The sequence below is a fragment of the Alteromonas aestuariivivens genome, from assembly GCF_003367475.1.
In the GTDB taxonomy this organism is placed as follows: Bacteria; Pseudomonadota; Gammaproteobacteria; order Enterobacterales; family Alteromonadaceae; genus Alteromonas; species Alteromonas aestuariivivens.
This window is the reverse complement of the sequence record NZ_QRHA01000001.1, coordinates 343088-362395: the sequence shown is the minus strand read 5'-3', so window position 1 is coordinate 362395 and position 19308 is coordinate 343088. Positions and strand designations below refer to the sequence as shown.

General features: G+C 50.0%; 15 protein-coding genes. 11 read left to right on the top strand and 4 right to left on the bottom strand.

Features of this window, described 5'->3' with window-relative positions; translation table 11 throughout:
- Positions 1-26: 26 nt before the first annotated feature.
- The 8 genes from DXV75_RS01490 to DXV75_RS01450 all read left to right on the top strand — a co-directional run bounded on the left by DXV75_RS01490 (position 27) and on the right by DXV75_RS01450 (position 9538).
- On the top strand, positions 27-812 hold the full coding sequence (locus tag DXV75_RS01490; RefSeq protein ID WP_115591453.1) for an AsmA family protein: 786 nt from the start codon (positions 27-29) through the stop codon (positions 810-812).
- Positions 813-1025: 213 nt separating this feature from the next.
- Positions 1026-2165, top strand: a complete 1140-nt coding sequence (locus DXV75_RS01485) for a lipase family protein (protein WP_115591452.1) — start codon at positions 1026-1028, stop codon at positions 2163-2165.
- Positions 2166-2419: 254 nt separating this feature from the next.
- Positions 2420-3049 carry a PEP-CTERM sorting domain-containing protein gene (locus DXV75_RS01480; RefSeq protein ID WP_115591451.1) on the top strand — a complete coding sequence of 210 codons (630 nt, stop codon included), beginning with the start codon at positions 2420-2422 and terminating at the stop codon, positions 3047-3049.
- A 336-nt stretch (positions 3050-3385) separates the two neighbouring features.
- The gene (locus tag DXV75_RS01475) at positions 3386-4957 is read left to right on the top strand and encodes a Na/Pi cotransporter family protein (RefSeq protein ID WP_245953081.1); all 1572 of its coding nucleotides are present in this window, start codon (positions 3386-3388) and stop codon (positions 4955-4957) included.
- 18 nt (positions 4958-4975) lie between these two features.
- A complete protein-coding gene (locus DXV75_RS01470) occupies positions 4976-6394 on the top strand; it encodes an MBL fold metallo-hydrolase RNA specificity domain-containing protein (protein ID WP_115591450.1) in 1419 nt (472 codons plus the stop codon).
- 91 nt (positions 6395-6485) lie between these two features.
- Positions 6486-7190, top strand: coding sequence for a hypothetical protein (locus DXV75_RS01465; RefSeq protein WP_147291781.1), 705 nt, complete (start codon positions 6486-6488; stop codon positions 7188-7190).
- Complete coding sequence (locus DXV75_RS01460; protein ID WP_115591448.1) at positions 7187-7738, top strand: YgjV family protein; 552 nt, start codon at positions 7187-7189, stop codon at positions 7736-7738. The genes DXV75_RS01465 and DXV75_RS01460 overlap by 4 nt, the downstream gene beginning before the upstream one ends.
- Before the next feature lie 216 nt (positions 7739-7954).
- Complete coding sequence (locus DXV75_RS01450) at positions 7955-9538, top strand: ABC-F family ATPase (RefSeq protein WP_115591446.1); 1584 nt, start codon at positions 7955-7957, stop codon at positions 9536-9538.
- A 55-nt stretch (positions 9539-9593) separates the two neighbouring features.
- Here the strand turns inward: DXV75_RS01450 and DXV75_RS01445 are convergent, their stop codons facing one another.
- Positions 9594-10889, bottom strand: a complete 1296-nt coding sequence (locus tag DXV75_RS01445) for a M20/M25/M40 family metallo-hydrolase (protein WP_115591445.1) — start codon at positions 10887-10889, stop codon at positions 9594-9596.
- A 270-nt stretch (positions 10890-11159) separates the two neighbouring features.
- Between DXV75_RS01445 and DXV75_RS01440 the strand changes: the two genes are divergently transcribed.
- Positions 11160-11849: a type 2 periplasmic-binding domain-containing protein gene (locus DXV75_RS01440; protein WP_115591444.1), complete on the top strand. Its 690-nt coding sequence runs from the start codon at positions 11160-11162 to the stop codon at positions 11847-11849.
- Positions 11850-11866: 17 nt separating this feature from the next.
- Here DXV75_RS01440 and DXV75_RS01435 read toward each other — a convergent pair whose 3' ends face one another.
- Positions 11867-12610, bottom strand: a complete 744-nt coding sequence (locus tag DXV75_RS01435; protein ID WP_115591443.1) for a FadR/GntR family transcriptional regulator — start codon at positions 12608-12610, stop codon at positions 11867-11869.
- A gap of 245 nt (positions 12611-12855) precedes the next feature.
- On the opposite strand from DXV75_RS01435, the gene DXV75_RS01430 reads away from it, so the two are divergent.
- Positions 12856-14070: a glycoside hydrolase family 88/105 protein gene (locus DXV75_RS01430; protein ID WP_115591442.1), complete on the top strand. Its 1215-nt coding sequence runs from the start codon at positions 12856-12858 to the stop codon at positions 14068-14070.
- Positions 14071-14233: 163 nt separating this feature from the next.
- Here the strand turns inward: DXV75_RS01430 and uxuA are convergent, their stop codons facing one another.
- Positions 14234-15409, bottom strand: coding sequence for a mannonate dehydratase (gene uxuA / locus DXV75_RS01425; protein ID WP_115591441.1), 1176 nt, complete (start codon positions 15407-15409; stop codon positions 14234-14236).
- Between the two features lie 181 nt (positions 15410-15590).
- Positions 15591-16286, bottom strand: a complete 696-nt coding sequence (locus DXV75_RS01420) for a FadR/GntR family transcriptional regulator (protein WP_115591440.1) — start codon at positions 16284-16286, stop codon at positions 15591-15593.
- 470 nt (positions 16287-16756) lie between these two features.
- On the opposite strand from DXV75_RS01420, the gene DXV75_RS01415 reads away from it, so the two are divergent.
- Positions 16757-19177, top strand: a complete 2421-nt coding sequence (locus DXV75_RS01415; RefSeq protein WP_115591439.1) for a glycoside hydrolase family 2 protein — start codon at positions 16757-16759, stop codon at positions 19175-19177.
- Positions 19178-19308 lie beyond the last annotated feature (131 nt).

Sequence of the window (19308 nt, the reverse complement as noted above, 5' to 3'; positions counted from 1 at the left end):
TCTGTTTAAAGCATAAGGAAGCGGCAATGAAAAAAGTGTTAATTTTCCTACTCGTTCTGTTGGTGATCGTAGCGGGCGGGATTTGGTATCTGCTCAGCGGAGCCGATGAGTTCATCCACAATCAAATTGAACAGCAGGGCAGCAGATATCTGAAGACCGATGTCAACGTTGCCAGCGTTAGCCTCATTTTCAGAGAAGGCCGGCTGGAAATTTCCGGTCTGGAGGTGATGAATCCAAACGGCTTTACTTCCGATAAGGCATTTAACCTGAACCAACTGGCAATGGACCTGGGCGCTTCCATGAAGGAGCCCTATGTGATCCAGGAAATACTGATTGATGCCCCCCAGGTATTATATGAAGTTAACGAGTCCGGCCAGTCCAATTTGCTGGTGCTGAAAGACAACCTACAATCCTCTTTGCCCACCAAAGATGGCACAGCACAGGAAACAACGGAAAAGTCTGATTCTCCACTGGTACTGGTAAAAAAAGTGACGGTTGCGAATACCCGGCTCAGGATCAATGCGGAAGCACTGCAAACTGGTGAGCTTAAGCTGGAGAAAAAATCCTACGATGTAACCTTGCCCACGTTCCATGCCGGCCCGATTGGCGAGCCAGACGGACTGCCTGCGGATCAGGTGGGTGCTGCGATTTTCAACCAGATGCTGGCGAATCTGATCAAAGAGGCCAAGGCGAAAGCCAGGGATATCGTTGAGGAGCAGGCAAAAGCGAAAGCAAAAGAAAAGCTCGAAGAAGAAAAAGGCAAATTGTTGGAAAAAGCTGACAAAAAACTAAAAGAGTTGTTCAAGCAGTAGCTAAATACGTAATCAATGCCACCTGTACTGCCTTGCCAGGTGGCCATCTGCCAATAAAAAGCAATCCCCCTACCATAGATTGGGGCCGTTCAATGGCCCAACACTGCGTCTCAATAAAGCTTCACTGACTGAGATGATTCAGGACATCAACTCACCATGGTTTTCAGGTAAGGCTGTAACTCCTCAACTAAGCACACCATCAGGGAAGATATTATGCCCAATACACCCAGTTCAGCGTTCTCCGAAACCCAGCAAATGCTGGCTCTCTGCTACATCTCGTATTTCCACTATGCTGCCACCGCCACCGACCGTGAAAATGCGAGAAAAATCAGTCATGAAATTGATGATGAAATCGCCAAAAGCGCCGTTGTACAGGGCCAATGGGAACGGGTCTGGGGGCCAGCCCTGTTTGCCCTGCCCGGTTCGAAATTTGATGACGCGCTGGTGTATGTGGTTAAACACCGAGTTCAAGAAAACCACTTTGCCATTGTGGTGCGCGGCACCAACCCCATTTCTTTGCCCAATTGGGTACTCTGGAATTTTCAGGCCAAGGATTTGAAACTTTGGCCCGGCTACACAGAGAAAAAAGATAAAAATGGAAAGAACAACCCAATCCTTTCACCAAGCTGCAGTAAAATCACCCAGCTTCAGGAAGACCAATTGCCATGCATATCAGAAAGCAGTTTTTTTGGCCTGCTGGTTATGCAGGCGCTGCGGCCGCCCATCGGCATACTGGGTTGCAATTCAAATCTGCTTGAATTCTTCAGAGAGCAACAGGAGTCGCTGAAACCAGGCTCAGAGCCCCTTTCCATCATCGCTACCGGGCACAGTCTGGGAGGCGCACTCAGCCCGCTCATTGCCTTATGGCTGAAAGAAGAAAATATCCCGGCAAAATTCCAGAGCATAACCTTTGCATCCCCAACCCAGGGCAACAAAACGTTTGTTGAGTATTTTCATTACCAAATCCAGCGTGAAGACTGTATCCGCGTTGCCAACGATTTGGACATTGTCACCCTGGCGTGGGACCCGGCTCTGATGAGCAATATTCTGAATGTCTATCTGAAGCAATGCCCACCGCTTTATCCTTTACCACACTCGTGGCTGCTGCTTAGGCGACTCCAAAGCAGGTCTGAAAAGAAAACCTACCGCCATCTCGCTGACCGCTCCGCAGTCTTTCCAGGAGTCTTTTGCCCCACGAAAGTTCCTTACCTTTATCAGGCCATATATCAGCATGTGATGGCGTATCCTAAACTGCTTGATATTGATGACCACATTAACTGGGACAGCTGGAACCCGTTTTTCAAGCTCATTGGCCAGGAAATACGACTCATGGCCTACCGAATGATTACTTGAAGTTCCCGCTGCAGATACATCGGAATTTACCCCTTCAAATTGCAAACTCAAATTCCGGGCCACATTGACGGTTTAATCGCCATCAAGTTGTCCGGATTTTTTACACTCGGATTTTCCTACGTTAAAAAAATCACGCAAGCCATTGTTATTTAACAACTAAAAAGATTGGCACGTTAAGTGCTATTCACAAAGAGTAATATTAAGATTTAGCCTCGCTTGAATCTAATAGAAGTAAAATTATTCAGGAGTATGTTATGAAGTTTCTTAAAGGATGTTGTTTGGGATTTGGTCTTCTGCTTGGGGCGAGTGCCAATGCCGCGATTATCACCTTTGATTTTTCCGGCCCTGGTGGTAACCAGTTGTACGATAGCCTCACCTTTAACTCTGGTGGTTATACTCTGACCGTCACCGGGCGGGCTTCCTATATGGGCGAGAAAGTGGACGGCGTTAAAGTTGAACAGTTTACTCAGGGCCTTGGTGTTTACAGCGGCTTTTCCGACGATTACAAATTGGACGATACACCGGATTTGCAGGAAACCCTGTTCTTTAAACTCACCAGTGACGGTGACCCGGATGCGAAATTTTCCTGGGTAGAGATCTTCTTTGGCTCCAAATGGGCTTCTCAGTTGGAAGACGGTGACGGTGCACAGGTTCGCTTTGGCTATCCTCACACAGAAAACTTTGTCGATGGTCCGGCAGATTCAGCCGAGTTTGACCTTGACGGGTTTTCCACACTGATTGATATCCAGCCTGACAGCGACGAAGGCGATAACGGTTTCCGGGTACAAAAAATCTCTATCGACGTACCAGTACCTGCATCTATCGGTCTGTTTATGGTTGGCCTGCTGGGACTGAGCGCACGCAGACTGTTCAGTAAAAAGTAATTTTCGGACAGGCCGATATCGGTCACCGCCAGCCCTTAAGGGCCGGTGCAGCACAATCTGATACGCTTAACTATCGAAAAGGCATCTACCAAAAGTAGGTGCTTTTTTTTATATCCCAATCAAATTGAACGGCCTTTTACATTCCCCTTCTCACTTGCCCGGTTATGGAAACACCCATTGTTTGATCTGCGGCAAATGCAAATCACAGCCGCTGCACTACGCTTAAAATTCATTTGGATTGAATTGGGACGTTATGGGAGAGGCAATCAGTACAGCCGGCGCGGTACTCGGTGGACTGGGCATTTTCTTCTTGCCATTGGCATGATGACCGACGGTTTGAAAACAGCCGCAGGGCCAGGATTGCGCCACCTGCTCACCCGCTGGACCGATACCCCACTCAGGGGAGTATTGGCCGGTTTCCTCATGACCGCCATCGTGCAATCCTCCAGCGCAGTTACGGTTGCTTCACTGGGCTTTGTCAACGCTGGGCTTATCAACCTGCATCAGGTTCTGGGCGTCATTTTCGGTGCCAACATTGGCACCACCATGACCGGGTGGCTGGTTGCCCTGCTGGGTTTTGAAGTCAACATTCAGGCTTTCGCACTGCCACTGATAGGTATTGGCATGCTGTTAAAACTGATGCGAGGCCCAGGGCAACTGGCGTCCGCTGGCGTTGCGCTGGTTGGTTTCGGGCTGTTTTTCATCGGCATCGGCGTCCTGAAACAAAGCTTCGAAGGTATTGTAGAAACCTTTTCCCTCACCCGGTTCACCGCAGACGGTATGTCAGCGTTAGTGATTTACCTGCTGCTTGGAGTTCTAGTGACCACCCTGACCCAATCTTCCAGTGCGTCAATTGCCATTACCATTACAGCAGCATCGAGTGGGGTAATTGGCCTGTATGCCGCCGCAGCCATGGTGGTCGGCGCCAATGTGGGTACCACCTCAACTGCGGTATTTGCTGCCATTGGTGCCACTTCAGCCGCCAAGCGAGCGGCCGCTGCGCAGGTGCTGTTCAATTTGATCACCGCAGTGGTGGCGATGCTTATCCTGCCGGTGCTTTTCTACCTTATCAACTCGATCAGTGCCCTGCTCAGCCTGGATCCGGACACAGGCATCACACTGGCTTTGTTCCATACGCTATTCAACCTGCTGGGGCTGTTGTTGATTTTTCCGTTTATGGATAATCTGGCGCGCTGGCTGGAGCAGCGCTTCAAAAGCTGGGAAGAAACCGAGTCCCACCCGCGTTTTCTGGACAACACCATTGCCCAGACACCCGCTCTGGCCGTAAACGCCTTGTTGAATGAACTCGATGTCGTACAACAGCGATTCCTGAATCTGTACCAACTGGCCATCAGCCCACAGTATGATGCCAGTAAATTCCGCCAGCAGCGCGATGTACTCAATAACCTTGCCCGGCAAATATCCAGATTTATCGTCAATCTGGAGAGTGCGGCACTGCCAGACGAAACCACCGAACAACTGGCAACCCTGATGCGGGTTGAGCACTACCTTGTGGACTGCACTCTGTCTGCCGACACTTTGGCGGCCAGCTGGAATACCCGGGAAAAACTCCGGGATCCGACGCTGGAATCCGAACTGGCGGGATTCCTGAATCAGGTCTACAACAACATGGTAACGGTAACGCATGCCCAAGAAGCTGCAAACAGCGACATTAATTCAACACTGGACTCCATCCTGCAGGAAAAAGATCGCATCAAGGCAACATTGATCATGGCAGGTACCCGTCACCAGATAGAAATTGCACAAATGTCATCAGCCATCGACAGCTTGCAGGAAGCCTGGCATATCACCAAAACCTGGCACAAAGCCACCCACAGGGTTACGGCGCTGGCCGCCATCGTTCGCCCAGAGATGCCGGAACCCGAACCGCTAGTGGCGAGCCAATAAATAACAGGGGCAACACCCATGGCATCACTGACCTTTCTAGGCGCCGTTGAGGGCGTAACCGGCTCAATGTATCTGTTGAAAACAGAGTCGGGGACTATTTTGCTGGATTGCGGACTGTACCAGGGCAGCCGCAAGGAAGAACAGGGTAACTTCAGCCACTTCCCGTTTTCGGTGCAGGACATAGATGCCGTGGTTTTATCCCACGCCCATCTGGATCACTGTGGACGCCTGCCCATGCTGGTCAAGTTCGGCTACCGTGGCCCAATTTACATGACTACACCAACCTGCGAACTGATTGAAATTCTTCTCAAGGACGCCGCGTCCCTGCAGATGCGAGATACCGAATGGGAGAACAAGCGCCGGCGTCGCTCTGGAAAAAAGGAGATAGAACCCCTTTACACATTGGAGGACGTTGATGCCACCCTCGCCTGCTGTGAAGGCATCGCCTACAACAGCCCGCGGCCTGTTTTGCATGGCGTCGACCTGTGCCTGGCGGAGGCCGGGCACATTCTTGGCTCGTCCATTGTACAGCTGACCATTAACGAGGGCACAGTGCGCCGCAGGCTGGTATTTTCCGGTGATTTGGGCAACTCCCAGGCCGCTCTGCTGCGCAATCCGGCCTACCTGCAAGACGCTGACGTTGTTCTGATGGAATCGACTTATGGTGACCGCGAACACCGTTCCATGGCGGAAACCCTCGATGAGTTCGAGCAGGTAATCATTGACGCATCTCAGAACGGCGGCAATATATTAATCCCGTCGTTTGCGGTAGGCCGTACACAGGAAATTCTGTTCCGGCTGGGCGAGCTATACCAGCAAGGTAAGTTGCCCCAGCGACTGATTAGCCTGGACAGCCCCATGGCGATTGCCGTCACCGAGCTGTACCATCGCTATCAGGACGTTTACAACCGCAAAGACCTTGCAGCAATCGAACAGCATGATGACCCTGCCCATCGCCACCAGCACAGTCTGCATACGTTTTTGCCCACTCTGCGCTATTCCGTTACGACCGAAGAATCCATGGCGCTCAATCGCATCGAAAGCGGTGCCATCATTATTGCCGGCAGCGGCATGTGCAACGGTGGGCGCATTCGCCATCACCTAAAACACAACCTGTGGCGACGCCAGTCTCATGTGATTTTTGTCGGCTATCAGGCCATCGGCACCCCCGGCAGAACCCTTGTGGATGGTACAGAACGGATTCGAATTGCCGGGGAGTCGATTGTTGTACGGGCACAAATACATACCCTGGGCGGATTCTCTGCCCACGCCAGTCAGTCCCAGCTCACAGACTGGCTCGCCCACTTTTCAGACCCCAGGCCACAACTGTTTCTGGTACACGGTGAGGAAGAAACCAAACAGGCATTGAAGCAGCATTTATCCCAGTTCGGGTGGAAAGCGAAAATACCGCAGCTTAATCAGACCATAGAAGTATAAAATACCGACAAAAAACCCCTGATTTTGCCTTATGTGGCCGAGTTGTTACACTGGCAACGCCAATAACAACAAAAATATCAGGGGTAATACTTTGAATAATTTATATAAAAACGTAGCAGGCCGGATTGAGGACCTGATTCTGGCTATTGTGGCACTGGGTATTCTGGTCGTTTCCATCGAGTACATTCAGTTTTACCTTTACCACCGTGAACTCAATCTGGACACCCACGGCTTTATTCAACGGATCGTACTGTTTCTGGTGGTGATCCTGTTTACTTCCTATTACTTTCTTGCCTATTCCGCGTACTTCTCACACAACGACACCGACGATAACCTATCCAACTTGTGTTCATTGCGTCTGATCACCATGTACATACTCGACCTGATCCAGGTCACCCTGGCTGCGTTGCCCTATGCAATTCTGCTGATTGGAACCCTTTCTTCTGCCCCCGACCAGTTCAACAGCTGGAAACCGGGTGAATTTATTGCTCTGAAAATATCGCTCAACCAAATGCATTTACTGTTTGTGATCATGATGTGCTGGCACCTTGTGGTCTATGCTTGGTACATGGTGGCTTCAGGCGATCAGAGCAGCAAACGGCTGCACCTTGGTTACACCGCCTGCTATGTGCTGCTTGCAATGCAATCCGCATACGCCCCTCAATGGGCCGAAAAGAGCCCGTTTTTTGTTTGGGGTCTGATTGGCGTGTACATGTTATTGGTATTGTCTTTGTACCTGAGCAAGGGCAAGCAGGACGTACAGCGGGCCATTGACTTTGGCAAACATGCCGCATGATGATCTTGACCAATCTGATTGGCCTCCTGGCAGTGCTGCTGACCATGATCGCCTACTACCAAACAGATCGCATTCGCTTTTTGCAGGTCAACGTACTGGCGGTCAGTTTTTTTGGTATGACATTGATTCTCAACCAAGGTTTTACCGGAGGCCTGATTTCCTTCGTGAATGTGGCGGTGTACATTGCCGCCATTTTTACCTCCCAAAAGGCTCGTCAAAAATTATCCTGTGTCATGCCGCTTGTTGCCTTTTCCATCGCCTTTTACTGGTATGGCACTGAGTCCGTGCAACGCGGCGACATGCCCGCTCTCCTCACCGCAAACCTGCCGTTTATTCCGGCAGTGGCGACTTTTCTGGTGACCTTGTCAGCGCTGCAACAAAGTATTGTGATCAATAAAATCATTCTGTTTTCGGGAGTCGTGCTTTGGGCCTTATACAGTTTTCTTGTCGGTGCATGGTATGCACTGGCTTCGGATGTGGTAGGTCTCGCCGTTTTGCTGTGGTCACTGCACCGGATAGCCGGCCAAAGAAGCAAACTGGCAACCTGAGCAAAAAATGCCTGCGGAGCAAAACCCTGACCAATGCAGAAGTAATTTCGACTGCATGTTTCCCATTTCTTTGTTAGCAATAAAAATGAGTTGATTGGTGATTGGCGGTTTATTGTTCAGCCCTATTAGGGTAAAGTACGCGCGTTTTTTTACCTCAATCCCAGATACCCGCTCGTCATTGCGCATTCTGGCCTGCGTTCCATAGGAAGTACTCTTTTGATCACCACCGCCAATATCACCATGCAGTTTGGTGCCAAGCCGCTGTTTGAAAACATTTCTGCCAAATTCGGTAACGGCAATAAATACGGCCTTATCGGCGCCAATGGCTGCGGCAAATCCACCTTTATGAAGATTTTAAGCGGTGAACTGGCTCCCACTTCAGGCAATGTTTCAGTCACTCCCGGTGAACGCATTGGAACCCTGAACCAAAACCAGTTTGCCTTCGAAGAATTTTCGGTTGTGGACGCAGTCATGATGGGTAACCCGCATTTCTGGGCAGTCAAACAGGAGCGGGACCAGATTTACGCCCAGGATCACATGTCAGAAGAAGACGGCATGCGGGTTGCGGATCTGGAATCCGAGTTTGCTGAAATGGACGGTTACACCGCCGAAACCCGCGCTATTGAACTGCTGGTCGAAACAGGCATCGACGAATCCTATTACTACGGCAAAATGTCGGAAGTGGCACCAGGTTTGAAATTGCGGGTACTGATCGCACAGGCGCTGTTCTCCAACCCGGACATTCTGCTGCTGGACGAGCCAACCAACAACCTCGACATTTACACCATCAAGTGGCTGGAAGATGTGCTTAATCTGCGCAAGTGTACCATGGTGATAATTTCACACGATCGCCACTTTCTGAACGCGGTATGTACCCACATGGCCGATATAGATTACGGCGAACTGCGCATCTACCCGGGCAACTACGAAGCCTACCTGGCCGCCTCCAGTCTGGCACAGGAGCAGCTGTTGAATGAAAACGCCAAGAAAGAAGCCGAAATCAAAGAACTGCAGAGTTTTGTAAACCGCTTCTCTGCCAACGCATCTAAAGCCAAACAGGCCACCTCTCGCGCCCGCCGGATGGAGAAAATTGAATTGCAGGAAGTCATCGCTTCCAGCCGTCAGTCGCCTTACATTACTTACAAGCAACATAAAAAACTCCACCGCCAGGCATTGGAATTACACGATTTGGAACACGGTTTTGACGGCGAAACCCTGTTCAAAGGTGGCGACATTCTGCTGGAAGCCGGTTCCAAGCTTGCAGTGATTGGTGAAAACGGTGCCGGTAAAACCACCTTTCTGCGTTGTCTGGTCAACGAAATTACCGCCAACGGCGGCACCATCAAATGGTCGGAAAATGCCGCGATTGGTTATCTGGCCCAGGATGTGAGCCGGGATTTTGCCAAGTCGATGAACCTGTTTGACTGGATGTCTCAATGGCGCACTCCCAAACATGATGACCTTGCGGTACGAGCGATTCTGGGCAGATTGCTGTTCAGTGCCGATGACATCGTCAAGGACGTTAAAGTGTGTTCCGGGGGCGAAAAGAACCGTTTGATGTTCGGCAAGCTGATGATGCAGGAAATCAATGTGATCATCATGGACGAACCCACCAACCATATGGACATGGAAGCCATTGAAGCACTGAACAAGGCTTTGAAAGACTTCGACGGCACGTTGATTTTCGTCAGTCACGACCGCGAGTTTGTCTCAAGTCTCGCCACTTCAGTGATAGAAATCAAAGATCGCAAGTTAACCTATTTCCAGGGTACCTACGACGAATTTGTCAGTGCGCGCTAATTCTGCCGCTGAATTGATGGAAGCCGCCAGAGTCTGGCGGCTTTCCATTCAAAGATTAAAGCTGCTTTAATCTGAGCATCAACAAGGCGGCACGTTTCGATTGTGCCGGTAAGGCATCCAGGTCGCCGGTTTCATTCACCGTATGCCCGGCGGTACCGCTCATACCCAGCCCGTCTATGGCCATGGACACATATTCTGACGTGAAAGATACATCAGCCGCTCCGGCATTGAGCGGGTTAACCGCGGCAACACTGCCCTGGCCCAAATCTTCACTCACTGCACTGTAGATAGCCAACAGTTGTTTGTTCCCTTCGGTGGGTGCCAAAGGTGGATATCCGTCGCCAAACTCGATAACCGCAGACGTCTGTGGCAGGTTCTGACTCACTATTTCAGTCATTTTCTGTTGAACCCGGTTCAGTTGCTGCAACGAAATTGCACGAATGTCGCCAGTCACAATGGCCGACTCCGCCACGACATTGTTCTTTCCGAAGGAGGTACCACTGTTACTGGCCCGATCATGGGTTATGGTAGTACCACCAATGATTCTGCCAGGGTTAAAGGTCAGTAACTCTTCACTTCGCAATCCTTCGTAAAATGCGTTCAGTATTCTTGCAGCTTCATAGATAGCACCGGCTCCTATTGCGGGCTGAAAAATCTGCGAGGAGTGGGAGGGTACACCAGTCACTTTCAGTGTCCAGTCCACCGAGCCACGTCGGGAAATATTGGCGGTTGCCGGATTGCCGTCACCGTTTTCAAACCCCAGAGCGATATCGGCCCATTTGGCGGCATCAACCAGTGCCTGCTTCGACAGTGACAATGGGTCACCACTCAGTTCTTCATCACCGGTAATAACCACTCTGATATTCATGTCGGCCAGATCACCGCTGTGATTCAGCGCCCGAAGTGCCTGCAACATAATGATGTTGCCACCTTTCATATCAGCTATTCCCGGCCCCATTGCCTTATTGTCTGCCAGGCGCGTAAAAGTCTGAAATGGGCTGTCCGGTTCAAATACCGTATCCAGGTGGCCGATTAACAACATTTTTGGCCCTTTTCCGCCTTCCAGCTCTGCAATGAGGTGGCCAGCCCGACCAAATTTTTCCCCTGACTCAAAGCGGGCCGTGAACCCCAGCGCTTCAAATTCAGGGATCAGCAGATTAGCCACCGCTTCCACACCGGCAAAATTCATGGTTCCACTATTAATGTTAACGCTTCGCTCCAGCAGAGCCTCAGCCTGGGAGTTTGTGCTGTCCAGGTAGGATACGATTTGCTGTTCCGTCGATGAAAGTGCCGCTAATGCTGAATGGGATACAAGCCCCAAAGCCAGCACCAAAGAAGTTGCTTTTATCATTTTTATTGCCTGTATAAATCGTCGAGTGTCAATTGTCTGCACTACTTTATGCGGTGTCACCGTTCAGTGCAATGAGACTGCGTTCAGTCAGCCATACCTCAGGCTGAAAAACTCGCAGCGACAGCATCGCTCTGTTCCGATCAGTTTTTGTGCAATCGCATAGTATCATTGCGGCCCGTTGTGTCAGGCGGGCACCATGTCAAGGAGCCAGGCTTAATCGGACGTTGTATTTAATCCCGGTCGAAATTAAGGGGCAAATGCCCGCACAATATGAAAAAGTCGTTTTTATCCAGATTCTTAGTTACAGCTACAGGCCTGCTGCTGCCAGCCTTCAGCAGTTTGGCACAAAACCATTCCGTTCCGGTATTGGCGGTGGAGTACCCGCCTTTCACCAGCATCGATATGGAAAACAACGGCATTGCGTTCCGTCTGCTGCGGGAAAAACTTCAGAACTGTTCAACCCAGGTGGAACCATTGATAGTGCCGCCTGCAAGGGCACACACCTGGATCCAGGACAATAACTGGTGTGCAAGCTTCTATCCCCCTTTGGCAGGGGATGTTTCAACCAACTTTTACCGTTTGTCTGACGGCGAAGTGATAATCGGCCTTGCCCGAATTCGTAAACAAGGGCACTTCAGTCTCAACGACCGTCAGTTAACCACAGGAAAAAGCGTTGCTGTTCTGCGACCCTCCAGCAAGGGTGAAATCCATCAGCAACTTATTATGCGGGGCCTTAAGCTGGTCTATATAGAAAGCCTCAACCAGGGGTTCAGCCTGTTGCAGCTTGGCAGGGTAGATTTTGTCATGGCGGACAAGGTCAGTGCAGCACTGGCAGAAAAAACCAATCCCGGGTTAAACCTTCAACTGGCAGCAGAACCGCTATTACATACGCCAGTCGGCATATACCTCAACCCTGGTTGCCCGCAGTATGAGCGCTTGCATGCCTGCCTAAAACAATAGCTTGCCTTTATTGCGAATTACGCTTTATTTTTCAGAACCTTACGGTAGCGCTGCAAACTGTTACCTATGTGTTTTCGGGCCGCAGCCTGGGCCGCAGGTTTATCCTGCGAGATAATTGCATCTACGATATCCTGATGCTCCTCATGAATCAAATGCAGGTAATCAATGATAGTCATATGCTCTGCCGCAGCCGCCATGGCAACGGTTCGATCCGGGATCATCTGTTTTCCGATGAATTGCAAAAATCGTTCAAAATAGCTGTTCTGCGACGCTTCGGCTATGCACAAATGCAACTGAAAATCTTCGTCAATCAAGGATTCCCCCAGAGTTAGCCGGGCACCAAACTCATCCTGCAATTCTTGCAACTTCGTTGCCATTGATTCGGTACGGCGTTCGGCAGCCAAACCCGCCATTTCGGTTTCAACGGCCATGCGGATTTCCAGTAACTGACAGGCGTTCTCAGCAATGTTCAGTTCGGTGGAAGAAATGTGGAACGCGCGGGAAGGTGACTTGCTGAGCACATAAACGCCAACCCCCCGCCGGACGTCAATCAGCCCCTCAGCACTCAACCTTGCCAGCGCTTCCCGCACGACAGTTCTGCTTACCCCCGCTTCCTCTGCGATGGCCTTTTCCGTTGGCAGTTTGTCGCCCACTTTAACCTGCTGGGATTGTATATATGAGCGCAATTTTGCGGTCAGTTCCGATGTCAGAGAAGATGAACTAACCCTGCCGAGACTGATATTGCCTTGTGTTTTTTCCATCCAGATTCTTATTCAATGTTTAAAAAGTCCGTCTGGCAATTTATGACCGCCAGCCCAAAAAAACTTACAACGGAGCACAACCCGTGCTGAAGATTTCCGCCAGAAATACGGCACAAAATATACTGACAAACCAAACTCAGGGAAAGGTCCCTTTTTGCACAAAAGTCTGTTGTTGCCCCAGTTGTTGTATGACATCATACATGTAACATTTTAGCAAAAATTGTAAAAACACAAGAGGCATAATCGTGAGCAGATTAAAATCAAAATTAGGTCGGTTGGCGCTGGCTTTGATGGTTGCAGGTGTCGCTGGTAAGGCCCAGTGCCAGCAGGACGCGCAGCCTCAGTACCAGGTTGAAAAGATTGCCAACCAGGTTGCTGACTGGCAACTGCAACATTTAGATAACTTTGATTACATTCCCAGTTTTCACAAACAAACCTACAACACCTGGGGCTGGGTACACGCTGCATTTTACGTAGGCCTTAACCGCTGGGCTGACACCACCCAGAATGGTGCGCTTTATCGCGATATCCTGCATTGGGCGGACGATACCAATCACTTTTTACTCGGCCCGCGGGCGTATCATGCTGACGATTACGCGGTAGGCCAGGTCTACACTGATTTATACCTGAGCGGAAGAGCTGGCGAACAAGCCATACTGGCATCAAAGAACCTGCTTACCCACATCGCCGAGGCCAAACCCAATGTTGATCTGGCTTTCAACAGCGACGCTCTGGGAGAACAGGAACTGCGCCTGTGCCAACTGCGCTGGTGCTGGTCGGACGCGCTTTTCATGGCTTCCGCAGTGTGGATAGACATTGCGCACATCACTGGTAATGATGAAATTTTTGAGTTCTTTAATCACGAATTCTGGGCCGCTACCGACTACCTCTTCAACGAAAAAACCGGCTTCTATTTCCGTGACTCCCGGTTTATTGGCAAAAAGGGAGACTTTGGCGAAGACGTACACTGGGGCCGGGGCAACGGCTGGGTTTTCGCGGCAATGGTCGATATTCTGGAAGGGCTGGACGGACTACCCAACAATCACAAGGACAAATACGAAGCCCTGTTTAAACGTATGGCAAAAGGTCTGGTGAAAACCCAGCGTGAAGACGGATTCTGGGCAGCATCCCTGATGGCACCAGAGCAAACCTCAAAAGAACTCAGTGGAACGGCATTCTTCCTCTACGGTCTGGTTTGGGGGGTTGACAATGGCTTACTGGATGCCGCCACCTACAACCCAATCATAGATAAAGCCTGGCAAGCCATGAAAAACTCAGTGCGCGACGATGGCAGCCTGACCTGGGTTCAGCAAATAGGCTTTGGCCCTGAATCTGTAGTGGAAGACAGTACCCAGCTGTACGGCACCGGTGCGGTCCTGCTCGCAGCATCTGAACTGTATAAACGGTGTCAGTCACAACCGGCCAACAATCAACTGGACTACTGTTCGGCCCCTGACTAATCGGGGCCGCCACACTATCTACTGTGGCTTAAACGCAAAAAACCAGTACCCAAATAGGTACTGGTTTTCAACACAGCAAATCGACAATTCTGCACTGCCGATAATTCAGAACGTCGACGGCAAGTCCTATTTCATAAAGACTCTGCCTGCCTCAGAAAAGGTATCAACGCAAACCCAGTTTTTTGAATTCCGTGAACGTATGGATCACACCACGTAACTCAGCGAGCCCTTTTAACCGCCCCATATAGGAATAACCCGGTTTAACGCCCTCTGCATTAATCTCGTCTGCCATCAGATGGCCGTGATCCGGTCGCATGGGTATTTGCAAGCCGGTTTTCTCTTCGGCATCCAGCAAAGCCCCAATTAACCCTACCATGTCGTTATCTCCGGACAGATGCTCAGATTCATAAAAAGAACCGTCTGCTTCCCGGATCACGTTACGAAGGTGGACAAAATAAATCTTTTCCGCAAACTCTTCTGCCATGCTGACCAGATTGTTGTCGCCTCGGGCGCCATAGGAGCCCGCACACAGGGTAAGGCCATTGGATTGGCTTGGAACGGCGGTCACTACCTTACGGGCATCGTCCTGGGTAGAGACAATTCTGGGCAGACCAAACAGCGAGAACGGCGGATCGTCCGGATGAATACACATCTTAACGCCGTACTCTTCTGCGACCGGAATGATTTCACGTAAAAAGGCGAACAGATTGTTTCTCAGGCCCTCGGTGCCCAGTTCAATGAACTCACCAATGGCTACTTTAATGGATTCACGGTCATAGGAACCCTCACCGCCGGGTAAACCGGCAATGATGTTTTCCTCCAGCAACTTCAGTTCGTCCTGAGTGAGTGCATTAAATCGCTGTTCAGCCTTCTGAAGTTGTTCATCGGTATAATCATCGCGGGCGTTTTTGCGCTCAAGTACGAAAACGTCGTAAGTAATAAAATCACTCATCTCGAAACGCAGGGCAAAACTGTTGTTAGGCAGGCGATAATTCAGATTGGTGCGTGTCCAGTCGACCACCGGCATAAAGTTGTAGCAAATGTACTCAATACCGGCTTTGCCGGCATTCATCACGCTTTGCTTGTAGTTTTCAATGTAGGTCTGAAAATTACCGGTTCGGGTTTTAATGTCATTATGAACCGGAACGCTCTCAATGACTGACCATGTCAGGCCTGCCTGCTCGATCATCTGCTTACGTTCTACCAGAGTGTCGTAAGGCCAGACTTGTCCGGTAGGTACCTCATGCAGTGCAGTAACAATACCCGTGGCTCCCGCCTGGGCTATCATTTCCAGAGTAATGGAGTCGTTTGGGCCAAACCAGCGCCAGGTTTCTTTCATACTGTTGTCCTAAAAATTTCAACGCCCCAACCAATTGGTAAGGCCACCTTATCAATTTAAGCACAATCATGGCTAAAAATACAACAGCATAATGGTAGGTACAGAGCCAAAACCTGGTATTTCAGGTCCGACTCGCGGTAGTTCAACCTCAAAAAATTAACAATTTAACGTTGCGGTACAGTTACCTGCCAGAATCAAAATACGCCGAGGCAGCTTCAGTCGCATTTTCAATGTGCGCTTTCATAGCGCTTCGCGCGCGTTCAGGATCGCGCCGTTCCAGTGCCCGAAGAATTTTCCTGTGCTCGTTGATCGACGGATGAATACCTTCTTTGCGCAACCGGGACATAAACAGCTGGCTCAGTGAAGAGCGGTTTCTCAACTCCCACAACCACTTAATGATCACGCTAATGGCAGAATTCTGGCTGGCTTCCGCTATCAGTAAATGAAACTTCATATCCGCCTTTTCAGAGGCATCAGGACGTTTTTCCTCTTCCTCCATCTCCAGGATAATATCTTTTAACTCAGCCAGTTGCTTGTCGGTGATCCTGGCGGCGGCCAATGCACAGGCCTCTGATTCCAGAATATATCGGGTATCCAGTATCTCAAAGGGGCCAACACCTTCATCTTCCAGCGTCAGTTCCGGTGACTGATCAAGTACATAGATGCCCGAGCCGGTTCTGATTTCAATAATACCGGCCAACTCGAGCGCAATCATGGCTTCCCGGATGGTGGGCCGGCTGACTCCAAGCTTCTCTGCCAGATCCCGTTCAGAAGGCAATCGCTGGCCTGATGACAATTCGCCGCTTTTGACCAGATTAGATATTTGTTCAGCAACTTTGACATACAGCCGCTGTGTTTTAATTGCTTCCAGCTCCATTTACGCACCCTGACAAAACTTCTGTTTCGATTAATTGCACCTGAATTGGTATTACCAAACGAATTCTATTCCAGTTTGCTTAAAATCGAAAACAAAATAGCCAATATAACCATACAAAATTACAAAAACATAACCTAACCCAAAACAACCATACCTGACAAAAATTAAAAGTCATTGATATATAAAGAGATTATACCGATACAAACCGGCATACCAAACAGCCCACAATATGAATCAAATTCACTCACAAAGTTTATCATTTGTTAATATTTCGTAACTTTCACTATGGACAAGTGGTGTACAGCTCGCTAGACTGGAAATATTGGCATTACCACTTAGCCATATGACATTAATAAAAAATGGGTACCTTTCAGTCTTGGAAAGCCGTTTCATACATTGGCAAGCGGCTCAGACGACAGGTCTGAAATGGGCTACATGGCTACGAGCAAATACTCAACAGGGTTTGGTTTATGATATTGACACATCAATTGTGGCGTAACCTTTTTCAGGCAGTGGGCTTAAGTCTGATACCTCTTCTGTGTTTTGCCACCGATTATGGCGTCACTAACATCAATGCTGACTGGCAATATCTTGAAAGCAATGAATCAAGCGTCGAACAGGCCCTTACGCATTCTGATTGGCAGGCAGTCAGCCTCCCCCATACCTGGAATGCGACCGATACTGTTGACCCAATCCCCGGTTACCGGCGAGGGGCCAGCTGGTATCGCAAACAGCTTCCTATCGGGCAGGCTGAAAATCATGTCCTGTATTTTGAAGGGGCCAACATGGAGACCGAGGTCTTCGTTAATGGCCACAAGGCCGGAGGCCATGTGGGTGGCTATCTGGGGTTTGAAGTGGACATTACCCCCTTTGTAACGGCCAACAGCACTGCAGACATAATGGTTCGGGTAACAAACGGCTACAATCCGGATCTGATCCCCTCACAGAAAGCCGATTTTTTTATTTTCGGCGGTATCACGAGGGATGTGTGGCTGAAGGCTTTGCCTTCGGCTTACATTCAGCAAGTCAGGGTTGCGACGCCTGCAGTCACACAAGAAACTGCCACAACGGAAGTGCATTACCAGGTACTCAAAACGGGTTCAACCGTCGCCACACAGGCTGTAGTTAGTCTCCAAAATCCCGATGGAACAACGCAACTGGAGCAGCAGCTGCCCCTCACTCTGAAAGGCGGGCTCAATTCCTTCAGTGTGTCATTGGCAGAATTACCACAACCCCAGTTGTGGTCACCGGACACCCCCAACCTTTACACGGTAAAAGTTGCACTGGTTGATGACAGCCGCACCGTTATTCATCAGCTCGACACCCGATTTGGATACCGCTGGTTTGAGATGCGTCCCAATCAGGGCTTCTTTATTAATGGAAAACGTACTCTGATCCGCGGCACCCACAGACATGAAGAACACGCTGGTGTGGGGGCTGCACTTTCCAATCAGCAACATTGGAAAGACATGCGCATGATCAAGGAAATGGGTGCAAATTTTGTTCGCCTCGGCCATTACCCCCAGGATCCGGAGGTGTATAAAGCTGCCGACGAACTCGGCCTGGTGATCTGGGATGAACTGCCCTGGTGCAGGGGGGGTAAAGGCGGAGAAGTATGGGAACAAAACACCGAACGCTTGCTGACCCGTCAGATAGAACAGAATTTCAATCACCCCAGTATCGCCTTCTGGTCATTAGGCAATGAAATGTACTGGGTGGAAGACTTCCCCGGCGGCGGCAGCGATGAGGTCATTGTGCCTTACGTTAAGAAACTCAACGCTTTAGTTAAAGAGCTCGACCCATCACGCCTGACCACAATGCGCAAATACTACCCGGGTGCCGAAATTGTCGATGCCTTTTCGCCCTCGATCTGGGCTGGCTGGTACGGAGGTGCCTATGGCCAATACGAAGCTGCATTGAAAGACGCCATGCAAAAGTACCCTGCCTTTCTGCATATGGAATATGGTGGTTCCAGCCACGTAGGCCGGCATACCGAGACGCCAGTTTCCGTCGACGGCATGCAGGGTGCGCAGGTTTCGGTTACCGAAGCCGTAAATCAGTCTGCGGTAACCAGCGTCGCCAAAGATTCTGACTGGAATGAAAACTACATCGTTAACCTGTTTGACTGGCATCTGAGTGTATCCGAGTCACTGGACAATTTTGCCGGTAATGCACAGTGGGCCTTCAAGGATTTTGGCACCCCCTTGCGGCCCGAAAATCCCATACCTTATGTCAATCAAAAGGGCTTGGTCGATCGCGCAGGTAGTCCCAAGGATGCCTACTACGTATTTGCCAGCTATTGGTCTGATGAACCGTTTTGCTACATCGAATCCCATACCTGGACCCATCGTTTCGGGCCAACGGAGGGGCGACCGGTAAAAGTTTACTGTAATACCGAAAAGGCGGAGCTGTTTTTAAATGGCCAGTCACTCGGGGAAAAGCAAAGGCAATACGGGCACTTTCCGGCCCACGGCCTGGTATGGCAGGTACCATTCAAAGACGGTGACAACGAGCTAGCGGTAAATGGCATTCATGCCGACGGCAGCCAGGTCACTGACACTATGACCGTTCACTATACGGTTGGAGAAAGCGGCAAGCTCGATAGCATCAGACTGGCAGCAACCCAACAATCCGACGGTACTTATTTAATAACTGCTGAAGCACTGGACAGCGCGGGCAGTCGGGTAACCGATTTCTCAGAACGAGGCTATTTCTCTGTGCTCAACGGCGTAGGGCAATTGATTGACAACCAGGGCACACCATTGGGTACCAGCAACATAGAGATGGCTAATGGTGTTGCCCGGATAGTTTATCAGCCCGAAAGTAAAGCGCGGGCAGTTATTGGCTTTAACACTCAGAACTTCAAAGGAGCGTATCTGAGCGTGAATTGACGTTGGGCATTCAGGGCCGTCAGCGTGTGCTTGGTAAATATAGCTGCCTGTCCTCTACCCAACAGATTTTGTTCAAAACAACGCCGAGCAAAATCATTAAGGCGCAAATTGTATCAACTTCACTCACAATT

Excerpts from the sequence above, each read along its gene's own strand:
- DXV75_RS01420 (WP_115591440.1), bottom strand. The coding sequence starts at position 16,286 with ATGGAGCTGGAAGCAATTAAAACACAGCGGCTGTATGTCAAAGTTGCT.
- DXV75_RS01435 (WP_115591443.1), bottom strand. The coding sequence starts at position 12,610 with ATGGAAAAAACACAAGGCAATATCAGTCTCGGCAGGGTTAGTTCATCT.
- DXV75_RS01470 (WP_115591450.1), top strand. The coding sequence starts at position 4,976 with ATGGCATCACTGACCTTTCTAGGCGCCGTTGAGGGCGTAACCGGCTCA.
- DXV75_RS01485 (WP_115591452.1), top strand. The coding sequence starts at position 1,026 with ATGCCCAATACACCCAGTTCAGCGTTCTCCGAAACCCAGCAAATGCTG.
- DXV75_RS01415 (WP_115591439.1), top strand. The coding sequence starts at position 16,757 with ATGATATTGACACATCAATTGTGGCGTAACCTTTTTCAGGCAGTGGGC.
- DXV75_RS01445 (WP_115591445.1), bottom strand. The coding sequence starts at position 10,889 with ATGATAAAAGCAACTTCTTTGGTGCTGGCTTTGGGGCTTGTATCCCAT.
- DXV75_RS01490 (WP_115591453.1), top strand. The coding sequence starts at position 27 with ATGAAAAAAGTGTTAATTTTCCTACTCGTTCTGTTGGTGATCGTAGCG.
- DXV75_RS01480 (WP_115591451.1), top strand. The coding sequence starts at position 2,420 with ATGAAGTTTCTTAAAGGATGTTGTTTGGGATTTGGTCTTCTGCTTGGG.
- uxuA (WP_115591441.1), bottom strand. The coding sequence starts at position 15,409 with ATGAAAGAAACCTGGCGCTGGTTTGGCCCAAACGACTCCATTACTCTG.
- DXV75_RS01460 (WP_115591448.1), top strand. The coding sequence starts at position 7,187 with ATGATGATCTTGACCAATCTGATTGGCCTCCTGGCAGTGCTGCTGACC.
- DXV75_RS01440 (WP_115591444.1), top strand. The coding sequence starts at position 11,160 with ATGAAAAAGTCGTTTTTATCCAGATTCTTAGTTACAGCTACAGGCCTG.